The 18,823-nt window shown below is 30.3% G+C and carries 21 protein-coding genes; 13 read left to right on the top strand and 8 right to left on the bottom strand.

Features of this window, described 5'->3' with window-relative positions; genetic code table 11:
• The 3 genes from LDL23_RS06360 to LDL23_RS06350 form a co-directional block, all read right to left on the bottom strand.
• Positions 1-506 (bottom strand): N-acetylneuraminate synthase family protein (locus tag LDL23_RS06360; protein ID WP_291264958.1); only part of this gene is annotated, 506 nt, incomplete at its 3' end.
• A gap of 31 nt (positions 507-537) precedes the next feature.
• Positions 538-1,200, bottom strand: a complete 663-nt coding sequence (locus tag LDL23_RS06355) for an acylneuraminate cytidylyltransferase family protein (protein ID WP_291264957.1) — start codon at positions 1,198-1,200, stop codon at positions 538-540.
• 42 nt (positions 1,201-1,242) lie between these two features.
• Positions 1,243-2,007, bottom strand: a complete 765-nt coding sequence (locus LDL23_RS06350) for a lipopolysaccharide kinase InaA family protein (protein WP_291264956.1) — start codon at positions 2,005-2,007, stop codon at positions 1,243-1,245.
• 86 nt (positions 2,008-2,093) lie between these two features.
• On the opposite strand from LDL23_RS06350, the gene LDL23_RS06345 reads away from it, so the two are divergent.
• Positions 2,094-3,926, top strand: a complete 1,833-nt coding sequence (locus LDL23_RS06345; protein WP_291264955.1) for a DUF3413 domain-containing protein — start codon at positions 2,094-2,096, stop codon at positions 3,924-3,926.
• A 1-nt stretch (position 3,927) separates the two neighbouring features.
• Here the strand turns inward: LDL23_RS06345 and LDL23_RS06340 are convergent, their stop codons facing one another.
• Positions 3,928-4,959 carry a polysialyltransferase family glycosyltransferase gene (locus tag LDL23_RS06340; RefSeq protein ID WP_291264954.1) on the bottom strand — a complete coding sequence of 344 codons (1,032 nt, stop codon included), beginning with the start codon at positions 4,957-4,959 and terminating at the stop codon, positions 3,928-3,930.
• A 41-nt stretch (positions 4,960-5,000) separates the two neighbouring features.
• On the opposite strand from LDL23_RS06340, the gene LDL23_RS06335 reads away from it, so the two are divergent.
• From LDL23_RS06335 to LDL23_RS06315, 5 genes are all read left to right on the top strand, one after another.
• A complete protein-coding gene (locus LDL23_RS06335) occupies positions 5,001-5,561 on the top strand; it encodes an L-threonylcarbamoyladenylate synthase (RefSeq protein ID WP_291264953.1) in 561 nt (186 codons plus the stop codon).
• A 35-nt stretch (positions 5,562-5,596) separates the two neighbouring features.
• Entirely contained in the window at positions 5,597-5,980 is a 384-nt protein-coding gene (locus tag LDL23_RS06330; protein ID WP_291135980.1) for a GxxExxY protein, read from the top strand.
• Positions 5,981-6,005: 25 nt separating this feature from the next.
• Complete coding sequence (locus LDL23_RS06325) at positions 6,006-7,421, top strand: HD domain-containing protein (protein WP_291264952.1); 1,416 nt, start codon at positions 6,006-6,008, stop codon at positions 7,419-7,421.
• 74 nt (positions 7,422-7,495) lie between these two features.
• On the top strand, positions 7,496-8,515 hold the full coding sequence (locus LDL23_RS06320) for a COX15/CtaA family protein (RefSeq protein ID WP_291264951.1): 1,020 nt from the start codon (positions 7,496-7,498) through the stop codon (positions 8,513-8,515).
• Between the two features lie 43 nt (positions 8,516-8,558).
• On the top strand, positions 8,559-9,326 hold the full coding sequence (locus LDL23_RS06315) for a CDP-alcohol phosphatidyltransferase family protein (protein WP_291264950.1): 768 nt from the start codon (positions 8,559-8,561) through the stop codon (positions 9,324-9,326).
• On the opposite strand, the gene LDL23_RS06310 is transcribed toward LDL23_RS06315, so the two are convergent.
• Genes LDL23_RS06310 through LDL23_RS06295 form a run of 4 tightly spaced genes read right to left on the bottom strand, consistent with a single transcriptional unit; the run spans position 9,323 to position 12,488 of the window.
• A complete protein-coding gene (locus tag LDL23_RS06310) occupies positions 9,323-10,075 on the bottom strand; it encodes a LytTR family DNA-binding domain-containing protein (RefSeq protein WP_291264949.1) in 753 nt (250 codons plus the stop codon). The genes LDL23_RS06315 and LDL23_RS06310 overlap by 4 nt on opposite strands.
• Positions 10,076-10,126: 51 nt before the next feature.
• A complete protein-coding gene (locus tag LDL23_RS06305) occupies positions 10,127-10,495 on the bottom strand; it encodes a 2TM domain-containing protein (protein ID WP_291264948.1) in 369 nt (122 codons plus the stop codon).
• A gap of 24 nt (positions 10,496-10,519) precedes the next feature.
• Entirely contained in the window at positions 10,520-11,857 is a 1,338-nt protein-coding gene (locus tag LDL23_RS06300; protein ID WP_291264947.1) for a histidine kinase, read from the bottom strand.
• 10 nt (positions 11,858-11,867) lie between these two features.
• Positions 11,868-12,488, bottom strand: a complete 621-nt coding sequence (locus LDL23_RS06295) for a hypothetical protein (RefSeq protein ID WP_291264946.1) — start codon at positions 12,486-12,488, stop codon at positions 11,868-11,870.
• A 238-nt stretch (positions 12,489-12,726) separates the two neighbouring features.
• Here LDL23_RS06295 and LDL23_RS06290 point away from each other — a divergent pair, with 238 nt between their 5' ends.
• The 7 genes from LDL23_RS06290 to LDL23_RS06260 form a co-directional block, all read left to right on the top strand.
• Positions 12,727-14,004 (top strand): chloride channel protein, encoded by a 1,278-nt coding sequence (locus LDL23_RS06290; RefSeq protein WP_291264945.1) that lies wholly within the window; start codon positions 12,727-12,729, stop codon positions 14,002-14,004.
• Complete coding sequence (locus LDL23_RS06285) at positions 14,001-14,600, top strand: HPP family protein (protein ID WP_291264944.1); 600 nt, start codon at positions 14,001-14,003, stop codon at positions 14,598-14,600. The genes LDL23_RS06290 and LDL23_RS06285 overlap by 4 nt, the downstream gene beginning before the upstream one ends.
• Before the next feature lie 27 nt (positions 14,601-14,627).
• On the top strand, positions 14,628-15,542 hold the full coding sequence (locus tag LDL23_RS06280; protein WP_291264943.1) for a glutaminase: 915 nt from the start codon (positions 14,628-14,630) through the stop codon (positions 15,540-15,542).
• 81 nt (positions 15,543-15,623) lie between these two features.
• Positions 15,624-16,172: a hypothetical protein gene (locus tag LDL23_RS06275; protein WP_291264942.1), complete on the top strand. Its 549-nt coding sequence runs from the start codon at positions 15,624-15,626 to the stop codon at positions 16,170-16,172.
• 101 nt (positions 16,173-16,273) lie between these two features.
• Positions 16,274-17,332 (top strand): nucleoid-associated protein, encoded by a 1,059-nt coding sequence (locus LDL23_RS06270; protein WP_291264941.1) that lies wholly within the window; start codon positions 16,274-16,276, stop codon positions 17,330-17,332.
• A gap of 13 nt (positions 17,333-17,345) precedes the next feature.
• Positions 17,346-18,188 (top strand): hypothetical protein, encoded by an 843-nt coding sequence (locus tag LDL23_RS06265; RefSeq protein WP_291264940.1) that lies wholly within the window; start codon positions 17,346-17,348, stop codon positions 18,186-18,188.
• 137 nt (positions 18,189-18,325) lie between these two features.
• On the top strand, positions 18,326-18,823 hold a 498-nt coding region (locus LDL23_RS06260), incomplete at its 3' end, for a TetR/AcrR family transcriptional regulator (protein WP_291264939.1).

Raw genomic sequence — 18,823 nt, 5'->3', positions numbered from 1 at the left:
TCAAAAATAGCTACCGCTTTTTGAATACTTGCTATGGTATTCATACCCGTACTTAAAATAACAGGTTTTCCAAAAGAAGCAATATGCTCCAATAATGGATAATTATTACATTCTCCAGAACCAATTTTATAAGCTGGAATATCAAACTTTTTCAAACGCTCGGCTGCAGCTCGCGAGAAAGGAGTTGAAATGAAAATCATACCTTTACTTTCCACGTAATTTTTCAATTCTAATTCGTCTTCTTCGTTTAAAGCACAACGTTCCATAATTTCGTAAATGGAAACATCGGCATTGCCTGGAATAACTTTTTTGGCAGCACCACTCATTTCGTCAGCCACAATATGAGTTTGGTGTTTCACGACCTCAACTCCTGCTCTATGTGCAGCATCTACCATTTCTTTAGCTACTTGCAAAGAGCCTTCGTGATTAATTCCGATTTCAGCGATAACTAATGGTGGAAAATCGGGTCCTATTTTTCTTCCTGCTATTTCTATGTAGGGATTCATTTTTATTTGGTTTAAAGTGTTAGATAATGGGTTAAAAGTTCTTTTTGTTAAGCAAATACTCTGCATAATCAAAGTCTTCTTGTGTATCGATATCTACATTAGCAAAAGGATGATTTACTTCTAACGGAAAAGCATCTTTTGTAATGATTTCATTATTTAGTATAACGGATGATTTTGAAATATAAAGCAACCCATTTTCATAATATAAGGGCTCTAAATCTTGACTACGTTGCCCCACTTCATAGTTATAAGGAATAAATCTATTATTTATAATTTTTCCTAATTTATGATGACTGCGCGAAACGGTAAACAGACTATTTGTCTGTTGTTCTTGAAAAATCGCAAAAGCATTTTGTAGTAAATTTTGTGGTCGCAGTGGATTGGTAGCTTGTAATAAAATTACATTTTCAATTATTTCATCAATTGATTCTAAAACATGTTTTAAAGCAGAAACAGTAGGCTCCAAATCACCCGAAAGTGCTTGAGGTCTATCAATAACTATAGCTCCATATTGCAAAGCTATTTCTTTAATAACAACATCATCGGTAGAAACATAAACCGCATGGATAAAATTATGCTGTTTGGCATATAGAATACTGTGGGCCAACAAAGGAATTTCGCCCAATAGTTTTGTATTTTTCCCAGGTAAACGTTTGGATCCGCCTCGTGCTGGGATTATGGCTATAGTTTTCATTTTTAATTTTACAATAAAACGATGTTAAACATATAAAAGGTATTACTTTTTCCAGAACTTTAATTTCTTTTTAATTCTTTTTTTTCGATGAAATCGATATTGGAAATCAGAAGTTAGTTTCCACATGGTTTCAAAAACTGTATTTTCATCATCACCTGAAAGTTTGGCATATTCGTTACTCATTACTGCAATCATGTCCTTCTTATGTGTAATCTTTGATAAATTCTTCATTCGGGTTTGAAAATTCATAGTTTCATGAAATTGCATTCGGTTCAAATCCACCAAAAAAAAGGAATAACTTCCGTCGTTATTTTTTCGAATTAGAGTATTTCCAGGTGAATGATCTAAAAACTCAATGCCTTTTTCGTGCATTTCAAAGGTAAATTGGGCAAACTTTCTAATAATAAAATCTCGGTTTTCAAAAGCTTCATTTTGGACAATTTCTCTGAATTCGAATACATTTTCTAAATGTTCACAAACGTAATAACTATCTTTAAGTCCAATGAAATCATAATTTTCGAAAAAAGCGACGGGTTGAGGAGTTCCTATTTGCATTTCCATCAATTTTGAAGCAAATTCGAAGGAGCGACATGCTTTTGATTTTCTAAAGTATCGATAAACTATTTTGTTAATTAAATTTGGTTTTTTAAACGATTTAATACTGAGCGTAATTTCTTCAAATTCAAATAGTTTAATTATATTTCTTTGTCCGTTAACAAGAATTTTTCCTTCGATTAAAAAATGATCAATAAAAAAAACAATCCTTTCTTGAAAATCTTTAAACTTGTTATGAATTAAATACTTCATTTAAAATATTTTAAAATTAAATTAACTTAATACTAAATTTATGTTAATAATCAACAACTATGCTTTATTTTTGCAAAAAATAAAATATGCATTCCAAAACAATTTTTCCAATAAAATTATTTTTCATTTTTTTAGTAAATACTTTATTGACATTGATAATTTCAATAAAGTATTATGATTTTGTTGACAACGTAAATTCAATAAATGCAAATATATTTATTATTATTTCACAAATTGGTCATTTTGCAGTTTTAAGTAGTATTCCTTTGTTTCTTTCTCTTTTACTATTTTTTGTTTCAAAAAGAATATTACTTACAAAATTTATAAATATTATATCTTCTAGTTTACTTTTAATTCTAGTTAAATTAGATACCATTGTTTTTAGTCAATTTAGGTACCATCTATCGCCAATGGTTTTTAAATTGGCATTTGGCAAAAGAGCAAGTGATATTTTTCAATTTTCAAATGAAAATTACATTACTGCATTTTTATTTATTATTGGAGTTGTTGGTTTTCAACTATTACTATTCATGTTGATTAATAGAATTTCTTTTGAGAACAATAAATTTAGAAAAATTATAAAAACTTCTTCATTTACTTTCGTAATAGTTGTTTTAGTTTCTCATATCGGATTTGCATGGTCTGACGCAAATAGTTACAGACAAATTACTCAAACTAAAAATTTATTTCCTGCTTATTATCCTTTAACTGCAGAAAATTTATTTATAAAATTAAATCTTGTAAATAAAGATTTGTCTAAAAATGAAATCGCAATAGAAACAGAATCTAAAACTATAAATTATCCATTAAAAAATATAGATAGTAATAATACAACTAATAAAAACATTCTTTTAATTGTAATTGACTCGTGGAGATATGATTATTTAACTGAAGAGATAACTCCAAACATCTATAATTTTAAAAAATCCGCACAAGAATTTACCAATCATAAAAGCGGATCAAACATGACTACAGGAGGTATTTTCTCCATGTTTTATGGAATTCCAGCAACTTATTTTGACTCATTTACAGGAATAAATAAAGGTCCGGTCATGATTGATCAATTTATAAAACAAAAATATAACGTCAATATATTAAGTAGTTCTACTGTTGAAAATCCTCCTTTTAATAAAAATGTTTTTACCAAAGTGAAAAATCTTAAATTAAATACTGATGGTAATTCACCTGCGGAAAGAGACATGAGTATTTTTAATTCTTGGACCAACTATATTGAAAATTACAATCAAAAAAATCCGTTTTTTGGTTTCTTATTTTTTGATGCTGCACATGGTTTTGATTTCCCTAAAAACTACAAAGCTCCATTTAAACCGTATCTTGACAAAGTTGATTATTTAGCTTTTGATGATGATTACGACCCTAAACCACTAATTAACAGGTATAAAAATTGTTTACATTATGTTGATGATTTAATCGGAAAAATCATATCGCAACTTGATAAAAAGAACAAATTAGAAAACACTATTATAATTATAACTTCTGATCACGGACAAGAATTTAATGATTCTAAAAAAGGATACTGGCAGCATGGGGGGAATTTTTCAAAATATCAAATCAACACACCCTTTATATTATATGATTTTAATAAAGCTCCAAAAAAATACAATCATCTTACGCTACATTATGATATAGCCCCCACAATTATGAGCAATTATTTAGGAGTAAACAATAGTCCTAAAGAGTATTCTTCAGGAAAAAGCTTGTTTGACACTTCTAAAAGGGATTTTTTCATTTGTGGTTATAATCAAAAATTTGCTATAGTAGAAACTAATAGAATAACCAATATTTACACATCAGGTTTATTAGACGTTGTTGACAATAATTTAAACGTCCTAAATGAAGAACCAAATAGTGAATATCTATTACAAACAATGAACGAAATAAGAAAGTTTTATAAATAAATTAAAGAAAACCTATATCATTTTCTAGGATATCATTTATTTTATTGAGGTTTTCCATACCTAAAACAACTTTCTTTTTAATATTCTGTAAGTTTTCTAATGAACTTGAATAAAAAGTAAATCCTAAGTCAAACGAAAAGTCCTTAGATAAATTTAGCAGCTCTATTGGAAATAATTTGGGTATAAAGGAAACATCTGACAACAATTTTGTATAATCGGTAGTTTCTCTTGGATGTTGTTTTATGTAAACTTTGTAACCCTCACTTATTGCTTTTTCAACAACTTTTTTATAAAGCTTAATTTTTACATTTTCTGTTAAATGCCCGTCTTCAGACAAAGGCTGTGTTATTAATATCATTTTTTTCTCCTGAGAAAATGTAATTTCATCTCCTAAAAAGCAATTAATCAATTGTTTTTTTTCAATTTCTGATAAATTTTGTTGTAATAAATTTAAATCCATTTTTACAGATTTATTTCTCAAAAACTGATCCTTCATGTTCTCAGGATGCTGTACTAAAATTTCTTTAACTTGCTTATCATAGCCCATTAAAATTGGAAACTTAATTAAATATTTTCTTTTTAAATATCTAGATTTAGGCATTCTATGCAAATAGGTACCTAATCCTTCTTCTACCATTCTAAATAAATTATTAGGATATTTTATTAAAAAATAGGCTCTAGTTCTTACAACATGAAATAAATTAATTTCAGAATTTCTTATAAAAAAATCATTCTCAACTAAAATTGGGTTAGTTTTTTCAAATAGCGCAACTAAACCTTTCTCCCTGTTGAAAATATAATTAAAAAGTCCTAAATTTTTTTTAAAATCTGTTAAAATAGAGTAACTCTTTATTGACAAAACAGATTCAAACAATTGTAATTCATTTATTTTAGGGATAAGTTTTTCAATATTTTCAACTCTATCATTAATTACAATCAATAATGATTTTTTACCTTCCTTTTTTGCTTGGTGTGCTAATAAAATGGAAATGTATATATGATAAAGAGAACATCCAACAAATGTTTGATTCATTTTTAAAATTTTTAGAATATTTTTGTAAAAATAATTAAATTATGAACACAGAGGTACACAACGCATATGAAGTTATTAAAAACGGTGGTATTATCTTATATCCAACTGATACCGTTTGGGGAATTGGTTGCGATGCTACTAATGAAGAAGCCGTTAAAAAAATCTATGCTTTAAAACAACGTGAAGAAACCAAAAGCATGATTGTTTTAATGAATGGCGAACGCATGATGTACAACGTTTTCAAAGAAATTCCTGATGTGGCTTGGCAAATTCTAGATTTGTCGGAAAAACCAACCACTTTAATTTTAGACAATCCTCGAAATGTAGCCAAAAATATTGTGGCTGAAGATAATACGTTAGGAGTTCGAATAGTTACCGAACCTTTTTGTTTTAAGTTGATGGAACGCATGAAAAAACCATTGGTTTCAACCTCAGCAAATATTTCGGGCGAACCTACACCAAAAACTTTCAAAGAAATTAGTCCCGAAATTATAAAAGGTGTGGACTATGTAGTAAATTTGCACCACGATAAAGTTTGCAAAAATCCTTCTACGATTATCAAATTAGGTTTAGATAGCCAGGTAAAAGTGATTCGCAAATAAAAAAGCACCGCAGATTCGCAGATTAAAATTATATTATGGATGATTTTTTATATAAAGACAAAACTTACCAAATTATTGGAGTTCTATTTGAAGTCCATAAAAATTTAGGGAAAGGATTTTCTGAAATTGTATATAAAGACGCCATCGAATTTGAGTTTCAACAAGCTAACATCCCATACGAAAGAGAAAAAGAATATGTAGTAAATTACAAAAACACAGTATTAAAACATAAATTTTATGCTGATTTTGTAGTTTTTAATGAAATTATATTAGAAATAAAAACTGTCGATTGTTTTAACAATGCTCATTACAATCAATGTTTAAATTATTTGAAAGTTTCAGGAAATGAATTAGCACTTTTAGTTAATTTTAATTCTGTATCACTTGAACACAAAAGAGTTGTACTTTCAAAAAAATAAAAATCTGCGAATCTGCGGTAATAACATGAATTACAAACAACATTTAGAACATAACATCTTCAAAATCATTTCGCAAGCCGCACAAGAACTCAACTTGGAATGCTATGTGATTGGTGGTTTTGTTCGCGATATAGTACTCAACAGAAATCACAAAAAAGACATCGATATCGTTGCCGTTGGTAGCGGAATTGAATTGGCTTTAAAAGTTTCCGAATTGATTCCGTTTCATCCAAAAGTACAGGTTTTCAAAAACTACGGAACAGCCATGTTGCGCTACGATGATATTGATGTGGAATTTGTAGGCGCTAGAAAAGAATCTTATACGCACGATAGCCGAAATCCATTAGTGGAAAACGGAACGCTAAAAGACGACCAAGAAAGACGTGACTTTACAATAAATGCCTTAGCTTTTTCATTGAATTCTGAAAACTTTGGTGATTTAGTTGATCCTTTTAACGGGGTGGAAGATTTGAAAAACAAAATCATCAAAACACCTTTAAATCCAGATATTACTTATTCCGATGATCCGTTGCGTATGATGCGTGCGATTCGTTTTGCTACGCAATTGAATTTCGAAATCGAATCGGAATCTTTAGAGGCGATTTCAAAAAATAAAGATAGAATCAATATAATTTCTGGCGAAAGAATTGTTGATGAATTGCATAAAATTTTAGCTTCAGATAAACCTTCCATCGGATTTTTACATTTGTACCAAACGGGTTTATTAGACATTATTTTACCTGAATTAACCGCTTTAAATAATGTTGAAGAAGTCGAAGGTCATACTCACAAAAACAATTTTTATCATACGTTAGAAGTAGTAGATAATATTTGTCCAAATACCGACGATGTTTGGTTGCGTTGGTCAGCATTGTTACATGATATTGGCAAAGCACCAACCAAAAGATTCAACAAAAAACAAGGTTGGACGTTTCACGGACATGAATTTTTGGGTGGAAAAATGGTCAAAAAAATATTTGAACGTTTGCACATGCCTTTGAATCATAAGATGAAATTCGTGCAAAAAATGGTTATGATGAGTTCGCGACCAATTGTAATTGCCGAAGACATTGTTACCGATAGTGCAGTTCGTCGTTTGGTTTTCGATGCTGGCGAAGATATTGATAGTTTGATGACCTTGTGTAAAGCCGATATCACTACAAAAAATCCAAAGAAATTTCAGAAATACCACAAGAATTTCGACATCGTAAAAGAAAAGATTGTGGAAGTAGAAGAAAAAGATAGAGTTCGTGTTTTCCAACCACCAATTTCGGGCGAAGAAATAATGGAACTATTTGGATTAAAACCTTGTAGAGAAATTGGAGTTTTGAAAGAAGCCGTTAAAGAAGCTATTTTAGAAGGCGAAATTCCAAACGAATACGAAGCTGCTAAAGATTTTATCTTGAACAAAGCTTCAAAAATGGGATTGAAAAAAGTATAAAAATTATAATCTGTTAAAGCACTTTTCAAATGCACATTATGTAAATTTGGGGTGCTTTTTGAATATCAAGAAAAATGAAAACAAATAAATCAGTCATTTATTGGCTACTTTCTGGTTGTATTTTATTATTTATCATGGTTACGGTTGGTGGAATTACACGTTTAACCAACTCCGGTTTATCTATGACCGATTGGCATTTAATCAATGACACCTTCCCTCCTATGTCAGAAGAAAAATGGGTGGAAGCTTTTGAAGAATATAAAAAATATCCAGAATATCAACTAATTAATCAATATAATGATTTTCAATTAGACGATTACAAATTCATTTTCTTTTGGGAGTGGTTTCACCGTTTTATTGGCCGTATTATTGGTGTGGTTTTCATTATTCCTTTTGTTTATTTCTTAATCAAAAAACAATTAGATAACGAAACCATCAAAAAATGTTTCATTCTTTTAGGAATGGGTGCTTTTCAAGGATTTTTGGGTTGGTTCATGGTAGCTAGTGGTTTAAAAGATATGCCCGATGTGAGTCATTTCAGATTAGCGATTCACTTAACGTTTGCTTTTATTACGTTTGCTTATACGCTTTGGGTAGCGTTAGATTTAATTTATCCAGAACAAAAATTACCGGTTTTAGAATTAAGAAAAATTGCCCGAATTGCTTTGGTAATTCTAATCATTCAAATTATTTACGGTGGATTTGTTGCTGGTTTAAATGCTGGTTTAATTCATAATCATTGGCCATTAATGAGCGACGGACAATTCTTCCATGAAAGTATCCAATTAGAACAATCGAATTTACTTTTAGCATTTACAGAAGGGAAAAGTGGTGTACAATTCATTCACCGAACCTTTGCTTATGTGGTAGTTGGAATGATTATTTTCTTATTTATAAAAAGTAGAAAAATCACATTAGACAAAACACAAGATAATGGTATAAAAACACTTTTAGTTTTTGTGTTTATTCAATTCATCTTAGGAATTTTCACCTTAATTTTCCATGTGCCACTTTGGTTAGGTTTGGCACATCAAATAATGGCGTTCTTTTTATTAACTGCTATGACGTTTACATTACATCGATTCACAAAATAAGGTTACCGACTATATTGTCACAGTTCTTTGTTATTAACTTTAAATGTCAAAATTAAACGCTTCGGATAAATTTTTAGATTTGTCTGATTACGGAAGATCTTTCGGAAGATTTTTCGCACTTCAATTAAAAGAAACACGCTTTACACCTATTCATGTAACGCTTTTATTTGGAATTTCTGGATTATTTGCAATCTATTGTATTTTAAACCAATACTATTTAGCAGCTGGTTTTTTTATCATCTTAAAATCGGGAATTGATGCCGCAGATGGTGAATTAGCCCGATTGAAAAACACACCTTCTTATGTGGGAAGATATTTAGATAGTGTATTTGATATTTTTCTAAATTTCTTTTTTCTTATGACTATTTGCTATGTTTCCAAAACACCTTTTTGGGTAGCCATTTTAGCCTTCATAAGCATACAATTACAAGGAACACTTTACAATTATTACTACGTAATTTTAAGAAACAAATCAATCGGTGGAGACAATACGAGTAAAATTTTTGAATACAAAGCACCGAAAGCTTTACCTGGCGAAACTCAAAAAGCAGTCAATATTTTATTTGGAATTTACACTATTGTTTACGGAATATTTGACAAAGTAATTCACTTTTTAGATTCTGAAGCGTATAAAGTAAAAACTTTTCCTAATTGGTTTATGACACTACTTTCGTTATACGGATTAGGATTTCAATTATTAATTATTGCCTTTATGTTGCCATTAGGTTGGATTGAATTTATTGCACCTTTTTTCATCCTATATTCCCTTTTGATTTTTGTTCTTATTGGGATTCGAAAAACTATTATTTAACCAATCCACTCTTTAAAATCACCAACTCGTTCTCTTGCTACAATGACTTCATCGTCTTTGTATGTTGGTAAAATGATTTTTAATCTTGAATTGGAATACACTTGAATTTCCTTCACTGCTTTCAATGGAACAATGAATTTTCGGCTTACGCGATAGAATTCTTTTGGATTGATTTCGGCTTCTACAACTTCTAAAGTGGAATCGATTAGATAATCTCTATTGTCTAAGGTGTGAATATAAGTTCCTTTGTTTTCGCTATAAAAACATTCGACTTCATCAATTGAAATGACTTTTAATTGTTGCCCAATTTTTACCGAAAAACGCTTTTTGTATTCCTTTTCCACTGGATTGACTAACATGCGCTTTATCGCTTCAAAATCTAATGAAATATTTTGTGCTTGGTTTCTGACTTTGAATTTATTGACCGCAACCTCTAAATCTTCTTCATCAATAGGTTTCAATAAATAATCAATGCTATTTAGTTTGAAAGCTCGCAAAGCATATTCATCATAAGCGGTTGTGAAAATCACGGCGCTTTTAATATCAATTTGCTCAAATATCTCAAACGACAAACCATCAGACAATTGAATGTCCAAAAAAATCAAATCAGGATGCGGATGGTTTTGAAACCATGAAATAGCTTCTTCCACAGAATGTAACATCGTATTCACTTGCAATCCTAATTTTTCAACCTTGCGTTGCAACAATCGTGCTGCTGGTTTTTCGTCTTCGATAATTAATATGTTCATTGTTTTTAAACTTCAAAATTCAACATTCGTTATTCGATATTCAGCGTTTAATTATTCCCACTTATTCGCTTTTTCTTTCTCCATAAATTCTTTAATCTTGCGTTCTTCCCAGTTTTGACCCATGATAAAATCAGGTAAAAATACGGACAATCCGTGTGCTAATAATCCTAATCCCCAAAAGAAAGCCGTGAAGAAATTATGCGCTTGAAAATAACTTTCGCCATCTTTTAAATTTTGAATATTGATTATCACAATCATAATATTGATGACCAAATAAACAACTGCGTGTGTGTAAAATCCTTTTATTTTCTTTACTCTTTTAACCGCTTGATAATATCTTGCTTCTTCGGCATTGGATGGAATAAAGTTTTTAAAAGCTTCTTTATCCATTCTACTATTGATTCTATCTTGTAAACTCATGATTTCTTATTTTTTAAAATTTAATTATTCCCACTTATTGCTTTTTTCTTGATCTTTTTTCAAAATCTCTTGAATTTTTCGTTCTTCCCAAGAACTTCCGTAACCAAATACTTTTAATCCATGAAATAACAATCCCATTCCCCAACCTAACATTGGAAACCAAAACCATTGAAATTCAGAAAAAGTTCTAAAATTGATAAACACTAAAACCGGAATTACGATGCAATAGGAAATTAAACTTCCGTAAAACTCTTTTATTTCTTTGACTCTTCTTGACGCTCTGTCATAAGCCGTTTGTTCATTATAATTGTATGTTGTTTCCATAATACTAATTTGTTTTGTTAAAATCGGTAGAAATACTTTGAACTCTTTTTCGTTTTCTTCTACCAATACTTTTCTTTTGGTTAAAATTCCGTAGCGATTCACAATATTTTGTAATCCTACGCCTTTTCGGTCTTGTAAAACTTCTTTCTTTTGAAGATTGTTAGTGATGACTAACTGACCATTTTCAATACTAATTTTTACATGTAACGGTTTTGCTTCACTAACCACATTATGCTTGATGCAATTTTCTAATAACAATTGCAGCGACAACGGAACCACTTTAGCTTCTTCATTATCAAAACTTTCCGGAATTTCAAATGTGATACTATTTTCAAATCGCATTTTTAGTAAATTCATGTACGTTTTGGCAAACTTTAATTCTTCTGCAACCGAAACCAATTCTTTATCTTTTTGTTCCAAAACATAGCGATAAATCTTGGAAAGCGAAGTCGTAAATTTTTGAGCACTTTCGGGATTTTCCTCGATTAACGAACTCAATACATTCAAACTATTAAAAAGAAAATGCGGATCGATTTGATTTTTTAAACTTTCAAACTGTGCCGAAGCTGTTCCTGCAATGATTTTTTGTTCTTTTAATTTGTTTTCCTGAAACGATTTATAGAAATAAACCAGGTGAACTACTAACGAAACTATAATCGTAATCACCATTGCTACAACATAATTAGCAGGCATTTCATTTTGGATAAATTCTTGAATTGTTTTGTTTTCAAACCCAACATCTTCCAACATTCTCAAAAGAAATATCGCAAATCCAGACACAAAAAACGAAGCTAAAAATCCGATTACTAATCTTTTTAAATGAAATCTGTTTTTTTCAAAATACTTATCTAATTGGATAAAAATTAAAGCATTAGCAAAATAAAGCACCACACTATACAACATCGTGTAAATGAAATTCCATTTTAATGAAAGAAGACTTGGTAAACTTCTAGTGATTACAATATTTACGCCTTGAAGTATTGCAAAAATTACAATTCCAATTACTACTGCTTTAACTATTTCTCTTGAATATTTCATTATAAAAATTTTATTTACAAGCCTTTACCGCTTCTTGCGCTCTATCTAATCCCCAACTTGGATGAAAAGCCGATTCAGGTTTAAAAGTAGCAAAAAGTTCGATTGCTTTTTCAATTTGGGCACACATTGGTTGCGTATCTTGTCCAAAATATTGCGCCATACCTTTTTCAAATGAAGCCTTTTGAAATACAACTCTCGGGTTTTCAGGAGCTATTTTATAGGCTTTATTCAAAATATACATCACATCTCCTGATAATCTTTGTCCGTTTGTCATTGGATCATAAACAATCCAAGCGGTGTGAATCATAGCTTGTAGTACTAAAACTTCTGGGTTGTCTTGTGCTAACTCGTTACAAACATCTTGTGCTTTTTGAGCAGCATTCAATAAAGACTCCATTTTAATTTTGTCTTTTTCACCAAACGCTTGTGTTGTTTTGATAAAAGCGATGTAATAATTTGGCAACCAATTTGTTTTTTCAACTGAAGCAATTCGTTCTAATTGCGCAACCGCTTCTGTTATTTTTCCTTCTTTCCAAGTTTGTAAGGCATTTTTCATTGCTTGATCAAACTGCGTTTGCGCTGATACAATTGAAGCGACAAACATTGCGATGATAGTGATTAATTTTGTCATGATTAATTTTGTTTAATGGTTAAACTGTTCGTTTTTTGATTTTGATCTTGTTATTGTTCTTGCGCTTGAACTATCTTATTTTGATGAAGCAAAGTTGTAACAGAAATCGCACCCATAAAATTGAAACTAACCGAACTGTCATTTTTTGAGGATGAATTGTAACTTTTAACTTTATTCTAAATTATTTTATTCTCTTAAACCTTAAATTTGCCTTTTCACTTCATTTCAAACTAGATTTATGAGCAGTATAACTCAAATAAAAAAGCATTTTGTATTCATTAAATATCAAAAACTCATTATTGCTGCTTTAATAATTGGTTTTTTGTCGGCTTTTTTAGCAATTTCATTAAAGAGAGGAACGGAACATTATGAAGAATTACTTTTTAATCAAGCTTCAAAAAATAATATTTTGTTGTTTTTATTTCCGCTTCTTGGTTTAACCATAATTGCCGTTTTGAGATATTATTTATTCAATAAAAAAGCGAACAAAGGCATAAAAGAGATTTTTGAAACTACCGAAAAAAGAAAAAACAGTTTACCTATTTATAAAATCCCATCTCATTTCATAAACGGATTATTCACGGTGATATTTGGAGGTTCTACAGGCATTGAAGTTTCAACAGTAGTTGCTTCTGCTACAATTGGATCTATGACTCAAGAAAAAGAAAACATATTAAATCGTCATAAAGTTGAATTAATATGTGCTGGTGTTGCTTCAGGAATTACAGCACTATTCTTCAGTCCTTTTGCTGGATTTTTATTTGCATATGAAGTAATTTCAAAAAAAGCTTCAAAAACATTTATACTGGTTACTACGATTTCTGTTTCTATTTCTATACTAATTTGTTTGTTATTGAATGAAAAGCCTTTGTTTCATGTAACCATCAAAGAATGGCATTGGAAAGCGTTTCCTTATTTTATTCTTTTAGGTGTTATTTCCGGAATGAATGCGGTTTATCTAACAAAAACAGTTTTGTTCATTAAAGATAAATTTACATCTTTCAAAAAAAGTAGAACCAAAATAATAATAAGTGCGGTATTAATAAGTATTGGTTTATTCATTCTACCTCAATTATATGGTGATGGATATCACGCTATAAAAGAAAATTTAGCCAATTCAAATAATATCGTTTTAACCATCCCGATTTTCTTTTCTATTGTGAGTATTGTAATTTTCAAACCTATCATTACTTCGTTAACACTTGCTGGAGGTGGTGATGGCGGTGTTTTTGCACCAAGTATTTTTATTGGAGGATTTGTTGGTTTGTTGTTGGCTGTTGTCCTAAATACTTTTTTTAATACTAATGTAATTCCCTTAAATTTTATGATAATTGGTATGGGAGCTATGCTTAGTGCAAGTATTCATGCACCTTTTACAGCCATTTTTATAACATGTGGCTTAATTAATGATTACAGTTTGCTATTCCCAATTCTTGTGACTTGCTTAGTTGCCAAACAGGTTTCAAAAACAATTTATCCATTTACAGTATATAGTTTTTCAAATAACAAAATATGACCTCAACAAAAAAGCTAAAACGCAATTACAGAAAAGTAAAATACGTTTTATACAAAGAAACTTTAGTTGATTTTAAAGAACATTTTTGGGCTTTTTTAGGATCGTTTGTAGGTTTAGGAATTATAAGTTTATTGCAATTCAGAATTTTCACTTCATCGGACTTAGTTTTTCTTATAGGTTCGTTTGGTGCCTCTTGTGTTTTGGTGTATGGCGTTATTGAAAGTCCTTTAGCGCAGCCTCGAAATCTTATTGGAGGTCACGTCATTTCAGCAATAATTGGAGTTAGCATTTATAAATTATTACCTGATTTAATTTGGGTAGCGGCTCCTTTAGCCGTTTCCTTATCAATTGTATTAATGCAAATTACAAAAACCTTACACCCTCCTGGTGGAGCTACTGCTTTAATTGCCATTGCAGGTTCCGATAAAATAAAAGAATTGGGCTATTGGTATGTAATTTCTCCTGTATTATTAGGAGCTACTATTTTATTGTTGACCGCTTTAATTTTCAACAATATGCCGTCTAAAAGACACTATCCGTCAAAAGGTAATTTTTTATCAAAAAAAGAGCTCAAAAAACGCATTCCTTTTCTGTAAGTAACTATTTTTACCAAAATTAGTTTCATGGCATACCAAGATATTTTAGACGGAATTTACAACGAAGTCATCCAAATCGAAAACACCGGAAAAGTAGCTGATTACATTCCAGAATTAGCAAAAGTCGATGCGAATAAATTCGGAATTGCATTGGTAAATAAACATCAAAACGTATTTACAAAAGGCGATGCTTTGGAGAAATTTTCGATTCAGAGTATTTCAAAAGTCATTACCACTTCGCTTATATTTTCCAAAATTGGAAACGATTTATGGGAACGTGTTGGCTATGAACCTTCAGGAAATTCGTTTAATTCTTTAGTACAATTGGAAAACGAAAATGGTATTCCAAGAAATCCGTTTATCAATGCGGGTGCTTTGGTTATTGCCGATTTGATGTTAGATCATTTTGAAAATCCAAAAGCATTCCTACTTGATTTCGTAAGAGAACTGACCGAAAATCCAAACATCAATTACAACGAAAATGTCGCTCAATCCGAAAAAGCTTTTGGTTACCGAAATGCAGCTTTGGTCAACTTTATCAAATCCTTTGGAAACATCAAAAACGAACCCGAAGCGGTTTTAGACTTTTATTATCATCAATGTTCTATTGAAATGACTTGCGTTGATTTGGCTAAGTGCTTTCAAGTATTTGCTAATAATGGCGTCATTCCAAAAAGCGATAAAAAATTCCTTTCTACCAGCAAATGCAAGCGCATGAACGCCTTAATGCAAATGTGTGGTTTTTACGACCAAGCGGGAGAATTTACGTTTAAAGTTGGGCTCCCTGGAAAAAGTGGTGTTGGCGGTGGAGTTGTGGCGGTTTTTCCAAATCATTATACCGTAGCCGTTTGGAGTCCGAAATTAAACAAAAAAGGAAATTCGTTTTATGGGTTAGAAACCCTAGAGCGATTGACGACGGAAACCTCATTATCCATATTTTAAAATCTTATCAACAAATCGCAAAAGCAAAAAAGTTTCTCGTAAATAATAATTACTTTTGCAGTTCTTAAAATTTCAACGATTATGATTTATAAATTCAGAGCTATTCTCGATGCTGAAGAAGATATTTTTAGAGATATTGCTATCGAAAGCGACAACTCATTAGAAGATTTACACAATGCTTTAATCAATGCATTTGGTTTTGACGGAACAGAAGTAGGCGCTTTTTATACCTGTGGAGCAGATTGGTCTTGGCATGAAGAAGATGGAATTCCATTATTCGACACTGGCGACATTCCGGGCGAAATCAAAACTATGGCTGAATATACATTAGATGAATTGGTTCACGAACAAAATACCAAATTAGTATATGTGTACGATTTGTTTTCTATGTGGACATTTTTCTTAGAACTAGCCGCAATTGAAGAAAAAACTCCAGGAGAATCATACCCTACTTTGTTATTTTCTCACGGAGAACTTCCAGCTGAAGCTTTACAAAGTGGCATGCGAGGTGATTTATCTGACGAAGACATGTTTGGCGAGTTTGAAGATGATTTAGATGACGATGATTTCGACATGTTTGATGGAGATGATAGCTTCGAAGACATGGGATTTGAAGAAAACTGGAACTAAAAGCCAAAGAATTAGAAAAGAATAAACCAAAATACAATCTTAAAAAGCCAAGAAAAAACAATATCAGTTCTATCTTGGCTCTTTTATCTAAACTATAAAAAATGATCAATCTATTTAATGCTCATATTGAGAATTTATCAATTCACCGCGTAGGAAATAAAAGTAGAAACGAAGCTATTTTCTTATCTGAAAATCCATACGGATTGAATGATGAAATCATGCCTTTGTTGAAGGAATTTTTCTTTAAACCTTTTAGAGAAAAAGAAGAAAACTACTTTCAGTTTGCTCATGAAGTAGATTTAGAATACAACGAAATGTATAATTTTGCTACCGAAGTTTTCAATAACCCTAGCGAAATTCACAACGTTTCTAAAAAAATCACAAAACACCTTTTCGAGCAATCGAATCATCCACATATTAAAAATGGAGAAGTGTATGTAGCTTATTTTACGCACGTTTCTATTGATAATAATGTAGTAGATGCTATCGGGGTTTTCAAAAGTGAAGTTCAAACCGATTTCTTACAATTTGAAGAAAACGGGAGTAATTTAGAAATGATTTTACAACAAGGAATCAACTTAAACAAGTTGGACAAAGGTTGTATCATTTTTAACTATAAAAAAGAAGAAGGCTACAAGATTTTAACCGTAGATAGCAACCGTTACGATGCGCGTTATTGGTTAGAGCATTTCTTATCGGTTGATGCGTTTCAAGATGAAAACTTCATGACGAAGAAATACTTGAAATTCTGTCAAGAGTTCGCAAAAGAAGTCGTTTTACCAGCCGAAGACAAGCAACAAGAAGTTTTGTTCATGAACCGTGCTATCAATCACTTTGCAAAAAATGATGAGTTTGAAGAAACGGCTTTCTTAAACGAAGTAATGCAAAATCCTGAATTCATTCCAGAATTCAAAAATTATAAAGTAGATAAAGGTGCGAAATATAGCATTGAAGATGTTTCAAGTTTTCCAATTGCAAATGCTGCTGTTACCGATGTGCGTCGTTCTTTAAAAAATACAATTCAATTAGACACGAATATTCAAATTAAATTGGATTTCATCAACCCAGAAAGTGCGGAGAAATTCGTGGAGAAAGGTTGGGACGAAGAAAAACAAATGTATTACTACTTAGTTTACTTCAATAAAGAACAGAAATCATAAAAGTTAAAAACAGATGCATTATTCTTTAAATTTAGATTTTAATTTTTTTCATCCTTATCTTCCAAATGAATTTTGTATTAACATAAATGAAGATTTTAGATTTAAAAAATCTATAAATGCAAAAAAAATTACAATTAAAGCAAAAGATGAAGGATATGAATCAATTGTAACATTCTGTAACAAATTAAATTTAATTGAATCTGAAATAAGAGTTTTAGAAAATGGAAAAACTTATGAATCTTCATTTTACTATAACAATGAAACTTTAAAACTTGAGCGAATTATAATTAAAAATACAATAAGCGACAAAACATTTGAAGAATTTCAAATAAATTATTATTCTAATAAAATTAAAATTGATTCAAATATTTATCTGATAGAATATAAATATTCAAATCTTTTAGTTGACACCATTACTATAATTAATAAACAAACTAATTATATTGATGATATGTTTAAATTGATATACAATGAGTCGGAAGAAATAATCAAAGTTGAAGAATATTCACAAGTTGAAAATTCAGATGATGATAATCAATTAATTTTAGATAAACCTAAGTTGTTTTTTAACACTTATGTTAAAAAAAAATTAGTCAATAATATTTTAGAGATTGAACATAATATTGAAGATTTAATAGATAATACAATTGAAAAAAAAGTTTATATGTTTAATGAATTGGGTTTAATTTTGTCTGAACAGATTTATTCCAAATCAAAAGATAAAATAAATTCTCAAATTGTTTATGAATATGAATTTAATAATAATGGAGATTGGACTAAAAGAATTGCTAAAAGAAAAAATCTTGCAATTGAAAGCAATGAAACTTATAAAATAATTGAAAGAGAAATAATTTAAAAAAACTCAAAAATTAAAACCTCAATTACAACCTTGTACTTGAGGTTTTTTTTGAAAGAACTTTAACAAAATATTTTGTTTAACTTTTTTGATTTTAAATTAAACATTCTGTACCTTTGAGAAAAATATTTAAAATCATGGCAAAAAAGAAAGAAATAAACAAAGAAGGCATTTTAAGTTTATATATCGATTATTTCTTAGAACACAACAAACAACCGCAATCGGTTTATTTGTTTGCCAAACATGCTGGTTTTGAAGAAGGTTTGTTTTACAAGCATTACGCTTCTTTTAACCAAATTGAGCAAAACTTTTTCACCTCGCTTTTCGATAACACATTAGAATTATTAGGAAAAAGTGAAGAATTCGCTTCATACGATGCTCGCACGCAATTGTTGAGTTTCTATTTCACTTATTTCGAAATGCTAACTGCTAATAGAAGTTTCGTGGTTGCGTTGTTGAAAGAAGACAAAAACAAATTGAAAAGTTTGTCAAAATTGAGCGAATTAAGAAAAAGCTTCAAACAGTTTTACGATACTTTAGACATTGAAAAAATCGATTTAAAACAAGAAAAATTAATCGAATTTCAAGAAAAAACAATGAGTGAAATGGCTTGGTTGCAATTCTTATTTACTTTG

The sequence above is a fragment of the Flavobacterium sp. genome, assembly GCF_020217025.1.
Taxonomy (GTDB): Bacteria; Bacteroidota; Bacteroidia; order Flavobacteriales; family Flavobacteriaceae; genus Flavobacterium.
Note: the sequence above shows the minus strand (reverse complement) of the source record. Positions and strands in the feature narration are given on the sequence as shown.